14 protein-coding genes are annotated in these 16765 nt (G+C 52.4%); 6 read left to right on the top strand and 8 right to left on the bottom strand.

Annotated features, from left to right (window positions below; genetic code table 11):
- Positions 1 to 747, top strand: a complete 747-nt coding sequence (gene rsmJ / locus DXU84_RS21980) for a 16S rRNA (guanine(1516)-N(2))-methyltransferase RsmJ (RefSeq protein ID WP_037033739.1) — start codon at positions 1 to 3, stop codon at positions 745 to 747.
- A 93-nt stretch (positions 748 to 840) separates the two neighbouring features.
- On the opposite strand, the gene uspA is transcribed toward rsmJ, so the two are convergent.
- Positions 841 to 1281, bottom strand: a complete 441-nt coding sequence (gene uspA, locus DXU84_RS21975) for a universal stress protein UspA (RefSeq protein WP_013573524.1) — start codon at positions 1279 to 1281, stop codon at positions 841 to 843.
- A gap of 337 nt (positions 1282 to 1618) precedes the next feature.
- Between uspA and uspB the strand changes: the two genes are divergently transcribed.
- The gene (gene uspB / locus DXU84_RS21970) at positions 1619 to 1954 is read left to right on the top strand and encodes a universal stress protein UspB (RefSeq protein ID WP_013573525.1); all 336 of its coding nucleotides are present in this window, start codon (positions 1619 to 1621) and stop codon (positions 1952 to 1954) included.
- A gap of 100 nt (positions 1955 to 2054) precedes the next feature.
- On the opposite strand, the gene pitA is transcribed toward uspB, so the two are convergent.
- Positions 2055 to 3560: an inorganic phosphate transporter PitA gene (gene pitA / locus DXU84_RS21965; protein ID WP_013573526.1), complete on the bottom strand. Its 1506-nt coding sequence runs from the start codon at positions 3558 to 3560 to the stop codon at positions 2055 to 2057.
- Between the two features lie 311 nt (positions 3561 to 3871).
- Between pitA and DXU84_RS21960 the strand changes: the two genes are divergently transcribed.
- On the top strand, positions 3872 to 5074 hold the full coding sequence (locus DXU84_RS21960) for an NAD(P)/FAD-dependent oxidoreductase (RefSeq protein WP_112151949.1): 1203 nt from the start codon (positions 3872 to 3874) through the stop codon (positions 5072 to 5074).
- A 140-nt stretch (positions 5075 to 5214) separates the two neighbouring features.
- On the opposite strand, the gene DXU84_RS21955 is transcribed toward DXU84_RS21960, so the two are convergent.
- Together DXU84_RS21955 and DXU84_RS21950 are read right to left on the bottom strand one after the other, a co-directional pair.
- Positions 5215 to 5523, bottom strand: coding sequence for a hypothetical protein (locus tag DXU84_RS21955; protein WP_013573528.1), 309 nt, complete (start codon positions 5521 to 5523; stop codon positions 5215 to 5217).
- Between the two features lie 41 nt (positions 5524 to 5564).
- Positions 5565 to 7220 carry a methyl-accepting chemotaxis protein gene (locus DXU84_RS21950; protein ID WP_153376656.1) on the bottom strand — a complete coding sequence of 552 codons (1656 nt, stop codon included), beginning with the start codon at positions 7218 to 7220 and terminating at the stop codon, positions 5565 to 5567.
- Between the two features lie 156 nt (positions 7221 to 7376).
- Here DXU84_RS21950 and DXU84_RS21945 point away from each other — a divergent pair, with 156 nt between their 5' ends.
- Both DXU84_RS21945 and DXU84_RS21940 read left to right on the top strand, forming a co-directional pair.
- Positions 7377 to 7619, top strand: a complete 243-nt coding sequence (locus tag DXU84_RS21945) for a hypothetical protein (protein WP_013573530.1) — start codon at positions 7377 to 7379, stop codon at positions 7617 to 7619.
- Between the two features lie 35 nt (positions 7620 to 7654).
- Complete coding sequence (locus DXU84_RS21940; protein ID WP_112152015.1) at positions 7655 to 8866, top strand: serine hydrolase; 1212 nt, start codon at positions 7655 to 7657, stop codon at positions 8864 to 8866.
- 1 nt (position 8867) lies between these two features.
- Here the strand turns inward: DXU84_RS21940 and DXU84_RS21935 are convergent, their stop codons facing one another.
- Positions 8868 to 10574 (bottom strand): lysophospholipid acyltransferase family protein, encoded by a 1707-nt coding sequence (locus tag DXU84_RS21935; RefSeq protein WP_013573532.1) that lies wholly within the window; start codon positions 10572 to 10574, stop codon positions 8868 to 8870.
- A 198-nt stretch (positions 10575 to 10772) separates the two neighbouring features.
- Between DXU84_RS21935 and DXU84_RS21930 the strand changes: the two genes are divergently transcribed.
- On the top strand, positions 10773 to 11999 hold the full coding sequence (locus DXU84_RS21930; RefSeq protein ID WP_013573533.1) for an MFS transporter: 1227 nt from the start codon (positions 10773 to 10775) through the stop codon (positions 11997 to 11999).
- On the opposite strand, the gene DXU84_RS21925 is transcribed toward DXU84_RS21930, so the two are convergent.
- The 3 genes from DXU84_RS21925 to DXU84_RS21915 form a co-directional block, all read right to left on the bottom strand.
- Entirely contained in the window at positions 11996 to 12505 is a 510-nt protein-coding gene (locus DXU84_RS21925; protein WP_119261097.1) for a GNAT family N-acetyltransferase, read from the bottom strand. The genes DXU84_RS21930 and DXU84_RS21925 overlap by 4 nt on opposite strands.
- A gap of 425 nt (positions 12506 to 12930) precedes the next feature.
- Positions 12931 to 14781, bottom strand: coding sequence for a hypothetical protein (locus DXU84_RS21920; RefSeq protein WP_153376655.1), 1851 nt, complete (start codon positions 14779 to 14781; stop codon positions 12931 to 12933).
- A gap of 42 nt (positions 14782 to 14823) precedes the next feature.
- Positions 14824 to 16701 carry a hypothetical protein gene (locus DXU84_RS21915; protein WP_228389044.1) on the bottom strand — a complete coding sequence of 626 codons (1878 nt, stop codon included), beginning with the start codon at positions 16699 to 16701 and terminating at the stop codon, positions 14824 to 14826.
- Positions 16702 to 16765 lie beyond the last annotated feature (64 nt).

Genomic DNA, 16765 nt, shown 5'->3' with positions numbered 1-16765 from the left:
GTGAGTGTGTGTTTACTGTGTGAAGAAGGCGCCGATGAAGGCGCCTTATCTGTTCTGGCGCAGCGCTGGAATCTGACGTCTGACCCGGATGCTGTGATGGCACTGGTGCTGACGCCTGAACGTCTGGAATTACGTAAACGTGATGAGCCGAAACTCGGCGCGATTTATGTCGATTTTGTCGGCGGCACGATGGCGCATCGTCGCAAATTTGGCGGCGGGCGCGGTGAAGCGGTGGCCAAAGCTGTCGGCATCAAGGGGCGCTATCTGCCGGATGTCGTCGACGCGACCGCCGGGCTGGGCCGCGATGCGTTTGTGCTGGCTTCTCTGGGTTGCAAAGTGCGGATGCTGGAACGTAATCCGGTGGTCGCGGCACTGCTTGATGATGGGCTGGCGCGGGGTTATCGCGATGCAGAAATTGGCCCGTGGCTGCGCGAGCGTATGACGCTGCTGCACGTCTCAAGCCTGACGGCGCTTGCTGAGCTTTCGCCAAAGCCGGAAGTGGTGTATCTCGACCCGATGTATCCGCACAAACAGAAAAGTGCGCTGGTGAAGAAAGAGATGCGCGTGTTTCAGGGGCTGGTCGGCCCGGACGAAGATGCTGATGGCCTGCTGGAACCGGCACGCCGTTTAGCGACCAAACGTATTGTGGTGAAACGCCCGGACTATGCGCCGCCGATGGCCGACATCCCTGCACAGGCCGCCGTGGTGACCAAGAGCCACCGGTTTGATATCTATACGCCGTTATAGAAAGCCGCTGCTGTAACGTCTTTCCACTACTGTCATAAAAAAAAGCCCGCAGGTGAAAACCAGCGGGCTTTTTTAAATTAACAACAACGCCTCTTATTCTTCTTCTTCCTCATCGCGCAACGGCACGATCAGCATGTCGATATGAACGGTGTTGATTAGCTGGCGTGCGGAGGACATCAGTTTGCTCCAGAAATCCTGGTGATGGCCGCACAGTACTAAGTCCATGCCATATTTGTTGATGGCATCCACCAGCACCTGCGCTAAATCACCGCTGCCGCTCAGGGTTTCTGAAATCGGATAGCCGGCATTTTGCGACAGTTCGTTCAACGCGTGATGCGTTTCTTCGGAAATACGTTTCTGCATGTCACCCAGATTAACGTCGATCAGACCGGTATACAGGTCGGAATAGTTTACATCAACGTGGATCAGGGACACTTTGGCGTTATACGGACGCGCCATGGAAACGGCTTTCTCGACCAGAACTTTGCTCTCCGGTGACAAGTCCACAGCAATAAGTATGTGTTTGTAAGCCATAAGAAAACTCCTTCCATAAGTCGGTTAATAGCAATATCAGCATCATGCAAAACTCATGACTTCAGTATAGCGCCAAAAGGGTTAAATAAATCAAGCATACAGATCCCATTTCCGTTTCCGGCTATGTATAGATATAAATAATATGAACAGTTACGGATTCGTTTCCTACACTGAATAATGCAGGCGTCTCCTGTTTTGGCAATCTTCTGTGATAGGGCAAGAGGGCGGGCGAACGTAGCCCGGGGGTGTGAAATTGCGGAAAGGCAGGGCGAAACGCCGGGTGTGTGCCAGCACGACGGGCGCATTGCGCGGTGTCAGTTCGCCTTGAGGGGGAATCATGATCAGTCCCGTTGCGCTGTTTTGGGCTTTATGTTTTGTGTGTGTAGTGAATATGCTGCGCTATTACTCTTCTTTGCGCGCATTGCTGGTGGTTCTGCGAGGGTGTGATCCGCTGCTGTATCAGTACGTTGATGGAGGAGGATTTTTTACGTCTCACGGTCAGCCCAGCAAGCAAATAAGGTTGGTACGCTATATTTATGCTCAGCGCTACGTTGAACATCACGATCCTGAGTTTATTCGCCGTTGTGAACGGGTTCGCGGTCAGTTTATCCTGACAACAGCATTGGTCGGTTTAATATTAATCAGTATGTTAGCCATGCTGATTTGGTATTAGAAACGGAAAGAAACGCGAGGGAGGATGCGTGAAAAAGGAAACAAAAAAGGCGACCTGCTGAGCAAGGTCGCCTTTTTATTTCATGCCGGTCAGACAATCATCAGATCAGCTTCAGTGCAATCCAGTACAGGACACCGGAAAGCACAATCGACACAGGCAGGGTTAAGACCCACGCCATCGCGATGTTTTTCACGGTTTTCGACTGCACACCGCCACCATCGACAATCATGGTTCCTGCGACCGCAGAAGACAGCACGTGCGTGGTGGATACCGGCATGCCGGTATAGCTGGCTACGCCGATGGAGACCGCCGCCGTGAGCTGTGCAGACAGACCCTGTGCGTAAGTCATGCCTTTCTTACCAATCTTCTCACCGATAGTGGTTGCGACACGTTTCCAGCCAATCATCGTACCCAGCGCCAGTGCCAGTGCCACAGCGATAATGATCCAGATAGGCGCGTATTCAACGGTTTGCAGAATGTCTGTTTTCAGCTCGCCGAGGAAGCGTTTGTCTGCAGGAGAGGTTTCCGGCAGCTTGGCCACTTTATCCGCAGTATCAGAAACACACATCAGCAGGCGACGCATATGGCTGCGTTCTTCCGGTGCCAGGTCGCTGTAAGACTGAAGATTGGTCAGCAGGGTTTGCGCGCGGCCGATAGCGTCAAGTGCGTGGCTGCTGTCGCAGTGGAACACTTTAGGCTCATCGGTCGGTGCGATATTGACGTCCGGTGCCGGCACTATTGGCGTCTGTGCAACCACGTGCGGCACGGCATCAACATGTTGCTGATAATACTGGCCGAGGTGTGTCACGGCGTCGCGGGTACGGGTAATGTCGTAACCGGTCGCGTTCATATTCACCACAAAACCGGCTGGCGCCACGCCAATCAGCACCAGCATGATCAGACCGATACCCTTCTGACCATCGTTAGCGCCGTGAGAGAAACTCACGCCGATAGCCGACAGAATCAGACCTGTACGTGTCCAGAATGGCGGCTTTTTCTTGCCGTCTTTCTTCTCACGTTCCGCCGGTGTCAGGTGGATACGGGCATGTTTCTTATTGCCACTCCAGTAACGGCGCAGCAGGAAAATCATGGTACCGGCGATAATCATCCCGACCAGCGGAGAGATAATCAGCGAAGCAAAAATACCAATCATTTTAGGGATGTTTAACGCATCGACCACGGAAGTGTGAGTCATTAATGCATTGGTCAGCCCTACGCCAATGATGGCGCCGATAAGGGTGTGGGAGCTGGACGCCGGCAGGCCGAAATACCAGGTACCGAGGTTCCAGATGATCGCGGCCAGTAACATAGAGAACACCATGGCAAGGCCATGAGCAGAACCCACATTGAGCAGCAAATCGGTTGGCAGTAAATGAACGATGGCATAGGCCACACTCAAACCACCGAGCAGGACGCCAAAGAAGTTAAATACCCCTGCCATCACGACCGCTAATTGCGAACGCATTGCCCGGGTATAGATGACGGTTGCCACTGCGTTGGCCGTATCATGAAAACCGTTAATGGCTTCATAGAACAGAACAAACAGTAACGCGAGAATCAATAACGAACCGGTATGAATATCCAATCCGGCAAATAGATGCAGCATAATTGTTACGCCAGTTAGTGGTCATGAACGCCGCGCATTATCTGCGAGAACAGGGGGACGGGAAAAGGAAAATATGACATTTTTTTGACTAAAAACAGTTCAATGTTTGGCTTTATTTCAATTAAGTATTTATCTATCAATATGTTATTCCTCCTTTGAACGCAGAAACATTTACTTACGACGTCCGGCAAGCAGTCTGTCTGGCTGGTTTAACAGCCCTCCGTCCCTTACAATCCGCGACTCAAAGCCCTGGTTAACAGGGCAAACCTTATCTAAAACGTAGTTGAATTTCCGGAAAAGAGAGGCCAAAAGTGGAACAGGTTGATGTGGTAGTCATTGGTGCAGGTGCGGCAGGCATGTTCTGCGCAGCACAGGCCGGACAGGGTGGCTGCCGTGTTCTGCTGCTGGATAACGGCAAAAAAACCGGGCGAAAAATTCTGATGTCAGGCGGCGGACGCTGCAATTTCACCAACCTTTATGCCGAACCCGCTGCCTATCTTTCCGAAAACCCGCATTTCTGTAAATCCGCGCTGGCGCGTTACACCCAGTGGGATTTCATCGATATGGTCAACCGTTACGGCATCGCCTGGCACGAGAAAACGCTCGGGCAGCTATTCTGCGACGACTCGGCGCAGCAAATCGTCACCATGCTCGATAAAGAATGCGAGCAGGGCAATGTCGATGTGCGCTTGCGCAGCGAGATTTCCGACGTGCAGAAAACCGAAAATGGCTTTGTTATCAAAGTGAATGGCTCAACTGTAAGCACTCACTCACTTGTTATTGCCAGCGGCGGGCTTTCCATGCCAGGGCTGGGCGCGACACCCTTCGGTTACCGTCTGGCGGAACAGTTTGGCCTGAAAGTACTGCCGACCCGCGCCGGTCTGGTGCCATTTACCCTGCACAAGCCGCTGCTCGATCACTTGCAGACGCTTTCCGGGGTGTCAGTCCCGGCGGTGCTTACTGCTGAAGACGGCACTGTCTTCCGTGAAAGCATTCTTTTTACCCATCGTGGCATGTCCGGCCCGGCCGTTTTACAGCTTTCCAGTTACTGGCAGCCTGGCGAGTTTGTGAGCGTTAACTTACTTCCTGATGTCGATCTGGCGGCGTTTCTGAATGCACAGCGTCAGGAACACCCAAATCAGAGTCTGAAAAACACGCTGGCGATGCAACTGCCGAAGCGTCTGGTCGAATGCCTGCAAACGCTGGGGCAGTTGCCGGACGTGACACTGAAACAGCTGAACGTGCCTCAGCAGGCCGAACTGGTTGAGCAACTGCAAAACTGGCAGGTACAGCCGAACGGCACCGAAGGTTACCGCACGGCGGAAGTCACACTCGGCGGCGTCGATACCAAAGAATTATCTTCAAAAACGATGGCGGCAGCGAAAGTCCCCGGCCTGTATTTCATCGGCGAAGTGGTGGATGTGACCGGCTGGCTGGGCGGATACAATTTCCAGTGGGCATGGAGCTCGGCGTGGGCATGTGCGCAGGATCTGGTGGCTGTTCGTGGCAGTTAACACTCTTCATCCCGTACCCGCCATCAGGACGTGCTGTCTGCGCGGTGAATTAAAAATCCCCCTGAAGGAGCAAGTGATCCTTCAGGGGAAAGATTAAAAAATACCCCGTGCCGCGTTACCGTATCCCCGGTAACACATTCTCAGGACAAAAAACCTTTCAAATTTTCCAGCATGTTGGTCATCATGCCGAAGGCCATATTTACGCTGTGAATGCTGTAATACAGCGTAATATCATTGCGCATCAGGTATGTTTCAAAACGCTTATCTGCCAGCACCGCCTGAACTTCCAGACTGCGATCGCGAAAATGGCGGCAGTTATTAATGTACAAATCCAGCGACCGGTATTCTCCCGTAGCAAGCTGATTCACCAGCGCCGCCATCTGTTCGAAGCTCTCTACCAGCGCCCTGTGTTTTTCCAGATGGCCGGTATGCTCCTGAAGATTTTCCATAATGACGTTCTCCCGGTAATAAGACGACGGTAAAAGCCTGATCAGAAGCTTTGCCAGTCGGCCTCATTGGCTGAGAGTGCCCCCGGCTTTTCCTTGCGTGGAAGGGCGGCAAGTGCCTGCGCCGGTTTTGCCAGGGACTGATGCTGAGCCGTGGCGTTGCTGAGGTTGAATTCGCCGACCAGTCTCGCCAGGCCATCCGCCTGATCCTGCAACGAGCGCGAGGCTGAAGAGGCTTCTTCAACCAGCGCGGCGTTCTGCTGGGTCACGTCATCCATCTGATTGACCGCCTGATGCACCTGAGAAATTCCCTGACTCTGTTCTGTTGCCGCTGCGGCAATCTCGTTGACCAAATCAGTCACCTGACGGATGGCATTACCCATGGAGTTCATGTTCTCGCCGACATCGCCCGCCTGATGGGCACCGGCTTCGATCAGGCTGTAGGAAAGGTCGATCAGTTCTTTTATCTCACGCGCGGCGGTGGTCGAACGTTGTGAAAGATTTCTGACTTCACCGGCAACAACAGCAAAGCCTTTACCGTGCTCACCGGCTCGTGCCGCTTCTACGGCAGCATTTAACGCCAGAATATTGGTCTGGAAGGCGATGCCTTCGATAAGCGTGATGATCTCAGTGACTTTGCGCGAACTGCTGCGGATATCACCCATCGTACCCAGCATCGTCTCAAGTGATGATGCACTTTTCTCCGACAGCGCATTCATGTTACCCGCCAGCTGGCTGGCCTGGCGCGTGTTGTCAGCCGTCTGGCGAACCGTCTCACTGAGCTCGGTCATGCTGGCGGCCGTTTGTTCCAGAGAGGCCGCTTGCTGCTCGGTGCGCGAGGAGAGATCTTCGTTACCGGCCGCGATTTGTGCCGAGGCGCTGCTGACGGACTGGGAAGCCGCGCTCACAGACAGCAGCGCTCCGGATACGCGTTGCATCAGGTTGTTGAACGCGCGGGCCATGTTGCCCACTTCATCATGACGGCTGTCATCGGCGCTCACTGTCAGATCAAGCCGCTCGCTGGCAACGGCCATAATCCCCCCGATGTCCAGCAGGCTTTTTCGTACCCGACGGATGGTGGCCAGTGCAAGGGATCCCAACAGCAGGATAATGATCGTTACGCTGCCGCCCATTCCCCACAGTGTGGTGCTGAAAATGTTGTGGTTGGTGGCCCGCAGCTCCTCACCAATGTTGATATTTAAGGTAAGCTGCTTTCGGTAATCGGAGATGAGCTGACGGATAGCCCCGCCGATACTGTCATCGCCCTCAATCATTGCCAGAGTGACCTCGTCCTGATGCGCCCGTGAAGAGGTCAGAAAGGCGGGAAGCGCCTCCTCCACTTTACGAATATTGTCGAAAGCCACGTGCGTCAGCCTTTCATCTTCAGCATCTGAGATGTCGTGCTGCAGATAATAATCTGTCAGCGTTTTTAACCCGGTAATCTGCTGCTGAATGCGGGTTTCTACTTCAGGCATTTTGCTGTTATCAGTCTGGCTCTGATGTTTATAGAGGGTGAGAGAAAGCTTATTGCTTTGATCAATAAGATTATTGAGATCCTTAATTGAAGGGATCGTATTGACCTGAACATATTCAAACCGGTTCTGGAAACCCGAAATCAACATGATCGCGACGATGCCCATTGTGATAAGGGCCGCAGAAAGCAGCGAGAACGTCAGTAAAAGACGCTGTGTGATGTTCATATTTTCCCCTGATTTTAAAAGTCCCGCCTTCAGGAAAGCGGCAGGATGTGAATCAAGGTTATCGGCAAATGTTGCATCAACATTAATTAAACTGATCTAATTCAACAATTTACGTTAATTCAATGTTCGTGACGTGAATGTTTAAAGTGATTTTTTATGCATTTAAAGAAATTTTTCATTCTCATTGAGTCGGTTTTTGAATTATTCCCGAAGGGGCAGGAAGGTTTGTTGAAAAGAACATCAGGAACACAGCAATTTCTCATTGAAAAGCGCGAAGAAATAACCCAGTCTGCGGCCTGCACTGCGCCATCCGGCATGTCTCTTTCTCTGTCACAAGGTCATCTGATGTTTACCCATAATTGTTACCGTGCTATTGCGCTGTATAAATCAATGAAATGAAAAGAATGACGGGACGATTTACCGGTTTAAGCATCATGCTTCCTCTGCTTCTGACGTCATGCGGTACACTTTCTGAAATGCAGGTGGAGGAAAATCCTCATGAAGTGAAGCAGCTTGCCTGTAGCCAAAATCTTGACGACATGGTGGATACCGTCGCGCAGCGATATCTGCACAGAGAAAAATCCAGCGGCATGGCGGTCGGGATCATCAGAAATAACGGCGCGGCCAGAACCTGGGGTTATGGCTATACCAACGCGGTGAACGGCTACAAAATTGATGGCGAAACGCTATTTGCGCTTGGTTCGGTCAGTAAAGGCGTGACGGGAGAAGTGGTGGCGGGGCTGGTCGACAAAGGGCAGCTAAAGTGGGATGACAAACTGGCAGATTTACTGCCAAAAAATATTCCGCTGAGCGAAGACGCTAAAAATATCACTCTGCTGCAACTGGCGACGCATACTTCGGGATTGCCCCGTCAGAAAATGACCAAAGATATGTTGGAAAGTTTTCTCAGGTATTTATATACCGGCGACAACTTCTATCATGAACTGGACAGCGACGCCGTTGTGGATAATCTGTCGTCATTTAAAAAGCCATTATTGCTTGTGCCGCAATATTCTAATTTAGGGTATGCACTGCTCGGTTATATTCTGAAATTGAAAACCGGTGAAGATATCCAGCAATTATCTTATGCCTTTATTTTTAATGCCTTAAAAATGGATAACACCAGTTTTTATGCCAGCCAGTTAAAAGCCTATCCGTATCGTGCGATTGGACATGCGGGAGATCAGCCTAAACTTATCCGCCGTGGCGAGGTCGTTCCCGACTGGCATTTCTCGAATAATATGGTAGCGGCGGCCAGCCTTTACAGTAATGCTGATGACTTGCTGAAATATCTGCGGGCGCATATTGATGATTCACAACCAGGCGATCTCAGTGACGCCATTCAGGTGACGGAAAAAGTCTATTTCCAGCGAAAAATAGAAGCGGCCAATATTGCCTGGGTCACGGATTATAAAGATGGCCAGATTATTACTTACCAGGTCGGTTATATCGGCGGCTATTCCAGTTATATTGGTTTTGATAAGAAGCATAAAAATGCGGTAGTGGTTTTACAGAATACCTTCAACTGGAGCAATTACATTGGTCATGATTTACTGCTGAAAATGGCAATGGCGGATGACTATAAGGCAACCTGCGGGAAAGAGACGTTTTTCTCCTCCCCCGTTAAAGAGGGAGAAGCCCGGTGATCTATTCTGCCTGATGCACTGCAATATACCGCTCAAACTTCGCCGGTTTTAACTGGCTGAGATCCACCAGCACTAACCCGTCGATGCAGTTGTTGAATTCAGGGTCGCTGCCGAAATCAATAAACTGCACACCACCGGTTTCGCAAAGCTCGGAATATTGTTTATACAACGCCGGAATGCTGCACCCGAGATTCGCCAGCAGGCGTTTCAGGCGCTGCAAGTCTTCCTGATAATCATCGCCGCAAAACTGTGCTAACACATCGGGCAGCGAAGCCGGATACGGACGTCGTGACGTCGCCAGCGGTAATGCCGGGGAGAAATACAGGCGGTAAAACGCCACCAGTAAATCACGGGCGGGCAGCGGCATTCCGCCGGAAATCGACACCGGACCAAACAGATAACGGGTCTGCGGATATTTCGCCAGATACGCGCCGATGCCGAGCCACAGATAATCCAGCCCGCGCTTTCCCCAGTAGGCGGGCTGAATAAAGCTGCGCCCGAGTTCGACACCCTGCGCCAGAATCGGGTCCATCTGATGGCCATAGTGGAACAGGCTCTGGCTGTAGATCCCGTTCAGCCCTTTGCTGGCGACTTGTTCTGCGGTCGGGATGAACCGGTAAGCACCGACAATTTCCAGCGCCTGCGGATCCCATAAAACCAGGTGATAATAATCATCATCATAGCCGTCGAGATCACGGCGGCGACCACTGCCTTCGCCCACGGCGCGGAACGCGATTTCGCGCAAACGCCCCAGCTCGCGCAAAATCGGCACAGTGTCTTCACCGTGACGACGATAGAGGTAAATCATTTTGCCGTCCGGCGTGTTGCCCAGCACTTCGCTGGCTTCCAGCGCGTGTTTTAGTACCGCACGGTTTTCCGCACGGGCAATCGACGTTTCGGTGTGGAACAAACCCGGCTTGCCAGCGCCGAGGCGGTAAAGGTGTTTACGAAAACGCGCTGCCAGATCGCCCGCCTGCATTTGTCCATCGTGCCAGCTGGTATACGGAATGCGCGCACCGATTTTAAGCGTCAGGCTGTTGCCGCGCTGGCCGAACATTTCATGTACCAGTAAAAGCGTACTGAGCGGGCGGTAAATCATAGAACTGAGATAAAACAGCGCGCTGTTGCTGCCACTGATATGCACCGGCACCACCGGTGCACGGGCTTTGGCGGCGAGGCGGATAAATCCGGTGTGCCATTTTCCGTCGCGCACGCCTTTCGAACTCATGCGGGATACTTCACCTGCGGGGAACACAATCAGCACGCCCTGATTCTCCAGATGTTCCTGCATCTGTGTGACCTGATTGCGCCGCGTGCGGTTGCCCATATTATCCACCGGGATCATCAGGCTGCCGAGCGAAGACACCAGCGACAGCAACTGATTCGCCACCACTTTGACATCCGGACGTACCGACGCCACCGCATGTAATATCGCCAGTCCGTCCAGCGTGCCAATCGGATGATTCGCTACGATAACTACCGGGCCGTAGCTCGGGATCTGCTCCCGGTCGCGCTCGGTCAGTTCACAGCGGATATTAAAATGTTCAAGTACCTGCTCGGCCATATCAATGCCTTTCAGGTGCGGATACTGATCGGCGAAACGGTGAAACTCTTTTTCGCGGAACAGGATTTTTAACAGTTTGCGTTGCCAGGAAGGGGTTTTCTGCTGCGGGTCGAGATCCTGAAACAGGGTATCCATGCTGAACATAGGATGTCCTCCGGTTGAAGTCTCCCGACCATAATCAGCGCGCATGACAGTGATGTGTCACTTTGATGGCAGTACGGGGAAGCCTGAGTAAAACAACGGTTCAATTTGTTGCGAAAGCAAGCTATTGCTAATAAAGTCAAACACTCATTTACGGCTTCGTAACATGCCAGAACCCTTTTTTGTGAGACGCGACTTTCCATGCCTGACGCTGCTTCGCCCGACCTGACTGCCACCAGTCCGTCAAAGACCACGCTGCGAATTCTCTCGATTCTGGTGTTCAATTTTGCCAACTATCTGACCATCGGCCTGCCACTGGCGATCCTGCCGGGTTATGTACATGAGCATCTCGGCTACAGTGCTTTCTGGGCGGGACTGGTCATCAGCCTGCAATATTTCGCGACGCTGCTGAGCCGCCCTTATGCCGGGCGTTATGCGGATAAAGTCGGGCCAAAAAGGGTGGTGATATTCGGGCTGAGCGGCTGCCTGCTCAGCGGCGTGTTCTATCTGCTGGCGCTGGGATTTGACGCCACACCGGCGGTCAGTCTGGCGTTGTTATGTCTCGGGCGCGTGATGCTTGGTGCCGGGCAAAGTTTTGCCGGAACCGGTTCGACGCTGTGGGGCATCAGCGTGGTCGGCTCCCTGCATATCGGCAAAGTGATTTCATGGAGCGGGGTGGTAACTTACGGTGCGATGGCGATCGGTGCACCACTCGGTGTGCTGATTTTCAGTTTCGGCGGCCTGACGCTGTTGTCGGTGTGCATCATTTTGGTGGCGCTGACGGCGCTCATCACCGCGTGGCGCAAGCCGCCGGTGGTCACAAAAGCCCCGGCGCAAATCCCGTTCCGCCAGGTGCTGGGGAAAATATTGCCTTATGGCATGATGCTGGCGCTGGCGTCCACCGGCTTTGGGGTGATTGCCACCTTCATCACCCTGTTTTATGCCGCAAAAGGCTGGCCGGGCGCGGCATTTTCCCTGACATTCTTCAGTGTGGCCTTTGTCGGCATGCGGCTGTTATTGCCCAACAGCATCAACCGTTTTGGCGGATTGCGTGTGGCGCTGGCCTGTTTTGTGGTGGAGATTGCCGGGCTGATTATGGTGTTTTTCGCCCCGACGGCGTGGGCAGCAATGGCCGGTGCTTTCATTACCGGTGTGGGTTTCTCGCTGGTCTATCCGGCGCTGGGCGTGGTGGCAGTCAAAAAGTTGCCGCAGGAAAATCAGGGCAGCGCGCTGGCGACCTATTCGGCATTTCTTGATTTATCTCTGGGGATTACCGGCCCGCTGGCCGGTGTGCTGATGGCGCAGGCTGGCATTGATGCGATTTATCTTGGCTCGGCGCTGCTGGTGCTGATGGCGCTGGCGCTGGTCGTCCGGTTGCTGTTACGTCAGCCTCCGGCTGAAACCAGCGCCTCCGTCAGTGCTGATTAAACCGGTTGCCGTACGCCACGGATGCGCCCCATATGCAGCGTATCCACCAGTTCGCCGTCGCGCATTGCGTAGCTCGGGCTGAGGCCTTCAACGCTGAAACCGAACTTTTTGTACAGCCCGATTGCGGCATCATTATCGGCATAAACCGTCAGCTCGACGCGGATCACGTGCAACCATTTGTCACATAACTCAAGGGCAGCAGCGATCAGCTTACTGCCGACGCCTCTTCCCTGAAATTGCGTATCCACACCAATGCCGAAAGTCGCCACATGACGGCGTCGCCACGGCTGCTCAACCATCAGGGTGAGATTGCCCACCAGTTTGCCGTCGATACACGCAACCAGCGCGAACCGGCCGGGTGCGGCATTGGCAAGGCGGTCTTCCCATAGCGTGGCAGGCGGATAAGGGAGTTGCAGGGTGTCGCTGTAAACAGGAACCTGAGCGTATAGGTGTTGAAGCGCCTCTGCATCTGCGGCTTCAGCGTGACGAATGACTATTTCGCTCATGGCGACACTCCTCTTTTTGTGGTTACTGTTTGAATATCCTCTACATTTATCAGGAATAGGAAAACTGTCAATCGAATGTTTGGTGAAAAAAACGCTTTACAAGTGCGAATGATAATGATTATTATTGCCATGCGTTCCGGGGATGGCCTCACACCAAGGTCAAACGGGTCCCCATGAATGCACGACATTGCTCACATTGCTTCCAGTATTACTTAGCCAGCCGGGTGCTGGCTTTTTTTTCTTCATATTTTGAGCTGTGGATGCGTTGGCTGCGCTCGCTCACCCCGGTCACATACTTGTGTATGCTCCCGGGGATTCGCTTGCTGGCCGCCTGCCCACAACTCAAACTATTTCGAAAAACTCCTTTATATCTTCTCCACAACTCAAACTATTTCTAAAAACACGTTAATTAGAAGAATCCCGCGTCAGGCAAGAATCATATTCTGCTGCCATATCACCCGATCTCCGGCGGGTGGTTGGGCGATGACGGTGCTGCCGGATAAACGGTTATTAAGGAACATCAGTGAACTGGCGGGTTGTGCGGCGACGTCGGTGAAGTCGAACGTTGCCTGCGTCAGGGTTGAGGAAAGAATATCGATTTGCTTTGGCGCAGTGCCGGAAAGCGTGAAGCCGACCTGATTAAACTGCGATGCCTGAACCGACAGTGTGGAGGATTTCAGCGTGAGCGGTGCAAATTCGGTGGTGGCATTAAACGTACAGCGGACAAAATTCACCGGCGCCGTGCTGTCAAATGAATGCCCGTTGATGTCATTAAATACCGTATCGGTAAAGGTGATGGCGGCAGTGACGTTGCTTTGTACTACCGGCGCGCCGTCCTCCTGCAGGGAAAACTGACACTGACGAATAACGTTCGGGCGCGCAGCGCGTTGCGATGCCTGGCTGATAATCAGGGTGCGGTCAGCGGTACAGCCGGTCATCTGCAAACCGTCGGCATTCACCCACAACATCCCGGACTGCGGGATAGTCTCGTTGGTGATCACCACCAGATCTTCCAGCGTCAGTTCACTCACGCCGGAGCGGGCGACAAACCACGGACAGACGTGCTTACGTACATTGATACGTTTGGCGCTGCCTCCCCAGGTGGCACCGGAATTGGCAAAGGTCATCAGGCCGGAATTGCCGGTATAGGTGAGATCATGTTCGTACTGACCGTGAGTCACGAACGGGCCTTTTTCCGCGCTCTGTCCGCTGGCGTGACAATTCTCGACCAGGCAATATGCCGACGCCGTGAAATCATTTAAATGCCGCGCGTTCGCCACGCTGCAATCACTGACATGTCCATACAGACAATAGATTTGCTGTGTCAGATATCCGGCACCGCCAAAGGCGGTATTCGGCGGATTAATAAGAGAGCACTGCTGCGTCAGATAATGGGTATTCCAGCGGCGCATCACCACCGGCCAGAAAGAACCTGTCGAATGGATCCCCTCGACATTGGCATATACCGCGTATTCAAACGCCACCGGATGGCTGCCGGTGATCTGATCAGCCCCCGCCCCGAAGAACTGCATATTTTTGATGGTGACGAATGCGACCGGTTCGACTTTCTGCCAGCTGATCACCCTGCCAGCCAGCAGTTCCCAGCCGTTGTAATAGCCAATCTGAATATGCGTGCTGTCAGGAATCGCGATGATTTCCACCAGCTTTTGCAGCTCGCGTTCCGCCGCGCCTTTCACCGGTGCAACCTGCACTGCATACCAGTCGCCCACGCTGAACAGTGACGAATCCGCGACCGGGAAAATATCCGTTTGCTCCTGCAACGTTTCAGTCAGCGTGAAGGAGACGGGGGTGCCGGTCACCGTGCCCCGGAAGAACAGTACGGCGGCAAACGGGTCATTGACCGGTGCGCTGGCAATGCCGGTGGTGAAAACCCGGTTGTTCTGGAAATCCAGGGTGATGTCTGAGCGTGAGAAACGATGGCGGCGCTGAAAAAGCAAATCTGAAAAAGCGAAGATCTGGCTGATGGCCGGGTCATTGACTAATGCATCCAGCGCATCGTCGGCGGGTTGATCAGCATTGAGAATACCGAAAGTGCGGAAATCGCCCACGCCCTGATGGATAAGCAGCCAGCGTCCGGTGTCCGAGTGGTCAGAAGGGATGACTGTGCCGTTATTGGCGGGCAGAACGCAGTTTTTGTCCCAGTGATAATGACCGCCACCGCCGTCACCGGCCTGAAAATAACCATTAACGAAGACATTATGATCCAGACGTATTTTATGATTCTTCAGCGCGGATACAGAATTGAACGTTTTCATGGTGAATCCTTTTAAGGCTCAGAGGTGAGCCACTTTATTTTGTTATATCTCCGTATTTTCAACCACAATATGCGGCCCTGTACTGGCTGGCACAACGGATCGGGTATTTATCATGATATTGTTCTGTTCAATAAAATAAGACGGACGGGAAAATGCCTTATCTGTGAATAACCGCTTACCGTGCGTGAATGTCACGTGATGCGCCTGATAATGATTAATGCCGGCGGTAATGTGAATATGAAGCTGATCGTCACCGGTCACTTCAGTTTGCATTGGGCCTAATCGCCAGGTCACAGGATGTTCGCCGGTCCGTGAAAGTAAAGGCCGGGAGGCCTGATCACTGGACAGTGTGGAATCACCATTAATAACGATTTTCTGAGGTTCATCAGCCGTTAAAATAAGGGACACATTTTCAAGACGGCAGGCGTTAAAGTTAACTTCTTTATTTTTAATTAACAGCGAGACATCTTTGTCCGTTCCTTTAAACTGGCAATGGGAAAAATACAGCAGCGAACGGCCATTAATGGAATTCCGGGCTTCGGCAGCAGGATGAGAAACAATAAACGGGTCATCCGGCGCCAGGTTACTGATAGTGGAATCATGGCGAGGATCCAGTACGAACCCGCAGTTTTCGAATACGTTCATTTTGATACTGCGCTGACTGTTTTGCAGTAATGTCAGTTCTCCGCTGAGGCTGCAGTTTTGCACCGTCAGTCCGTCGCAATTCAGGCGCAATATGCCGAGATTATCCTGTTCCACACTCCGGTAAATGTGCACATCCGTTAAGGTCAGATCAGTAACGTGCGTGTCGGCTGTCAGCATAGAACAATGGTGCTGGTTGATGACAATACGTGCCGCCGACTGTCCCCAGGGTTTGCCGGAATTGGCCAGTGTCAGGATGCCGGAGTTGGCCGTAAAATGCAGATCATGTTCATACTGACCGTGCGTGACGAAAGCACCGGAACTGTCACCGTTGCTGTGACAGTGCTTTACCACGCAGGAAGAGCTGGCGGTGAAATCGTTAAGATGCCGGGCATTGGATGCCGTACAGTCCGTAATCACGCCATACTGACAGTAAATTTGCTGAGTCAGATAGCCTGCGCCGCCCCAGGAAACCGAAGGTGGATTAGTCAGCGAGCATTGTTCGGTGCGAAAGAAGGTATTCCAGCGACGGAAAATGACTGACCAGAATGTCCCCTGAGCATGAACATTCAGAACATCGCAATAAATGGCATATTCGAAGGCGACCGGCTGGGAACTGCTATTAGCCAGCTGCCCCTCTGCGAAATAATGCATGTTCTGAATACAGACATTTTCAACCGGCGTGACTTTGCGCCAGTGCAGTTGACTTTGGGCGTCCAGCGCCCAGCCGCTTCTGTAATTGAGCCGGATATGCGTTTCATCAATGCATTCTGTCACCTGCACCAGTCGTTGTATTTTGCGTTCCCAGTGGCCGGAGACTTTGTCCGATTCCAGGCAATACCACTGGCCGACAGGATATAAGCTGCTGTCATCTACCGGATAGATTTCTGACAATAAAGGCAAAGGATCCCTGAGAAGGGATATTGATGTTTTTTCTTCTGCTATTCCCCTGAAAAAGAAAATAGCGGAGAGGTAATTATTTTTGGCATCTGCCAGGGTTTCCAGTCCTGTCGCGGTCACTGTCTGGCCATTAAAATCGAGGGTGATATTCGAACGGTTAAAGCGATGGCGCGACATGAAATTCAGCGAGGTATGTGCTTCAATCCGGTGAATAAGCGGATCACTGATCATCGCCTTCAGTGCCGCATCTGCAGCATTTTGTCGGTTAACTATACCAAACTGACGAAAATCCATGACGCCGTTATGTAATTGCAACCAGCGGCCTTTAGCGGATTTTAACGAGGAAATAACGGTGCCCTGATTGGTAATGCCGGTCACTTAAGGTGACCGGCATTGTTTTTTAAGGGATATTTTGACCTTTTTTCTCTCACTTCCCTCGCAT

The organism is Rahnella sp. RcJ3 (assembly GCF_009498575.1).
GTDB lineage: Bacteria > Pseudomonadota > Gammaproteobacteria > Enterobacterales > Enterobacteriaceae > Rahnella > Rahnella aceris.
This window is presented reverse-complemented; position numbering and strand designations above follow the sequence as displayed.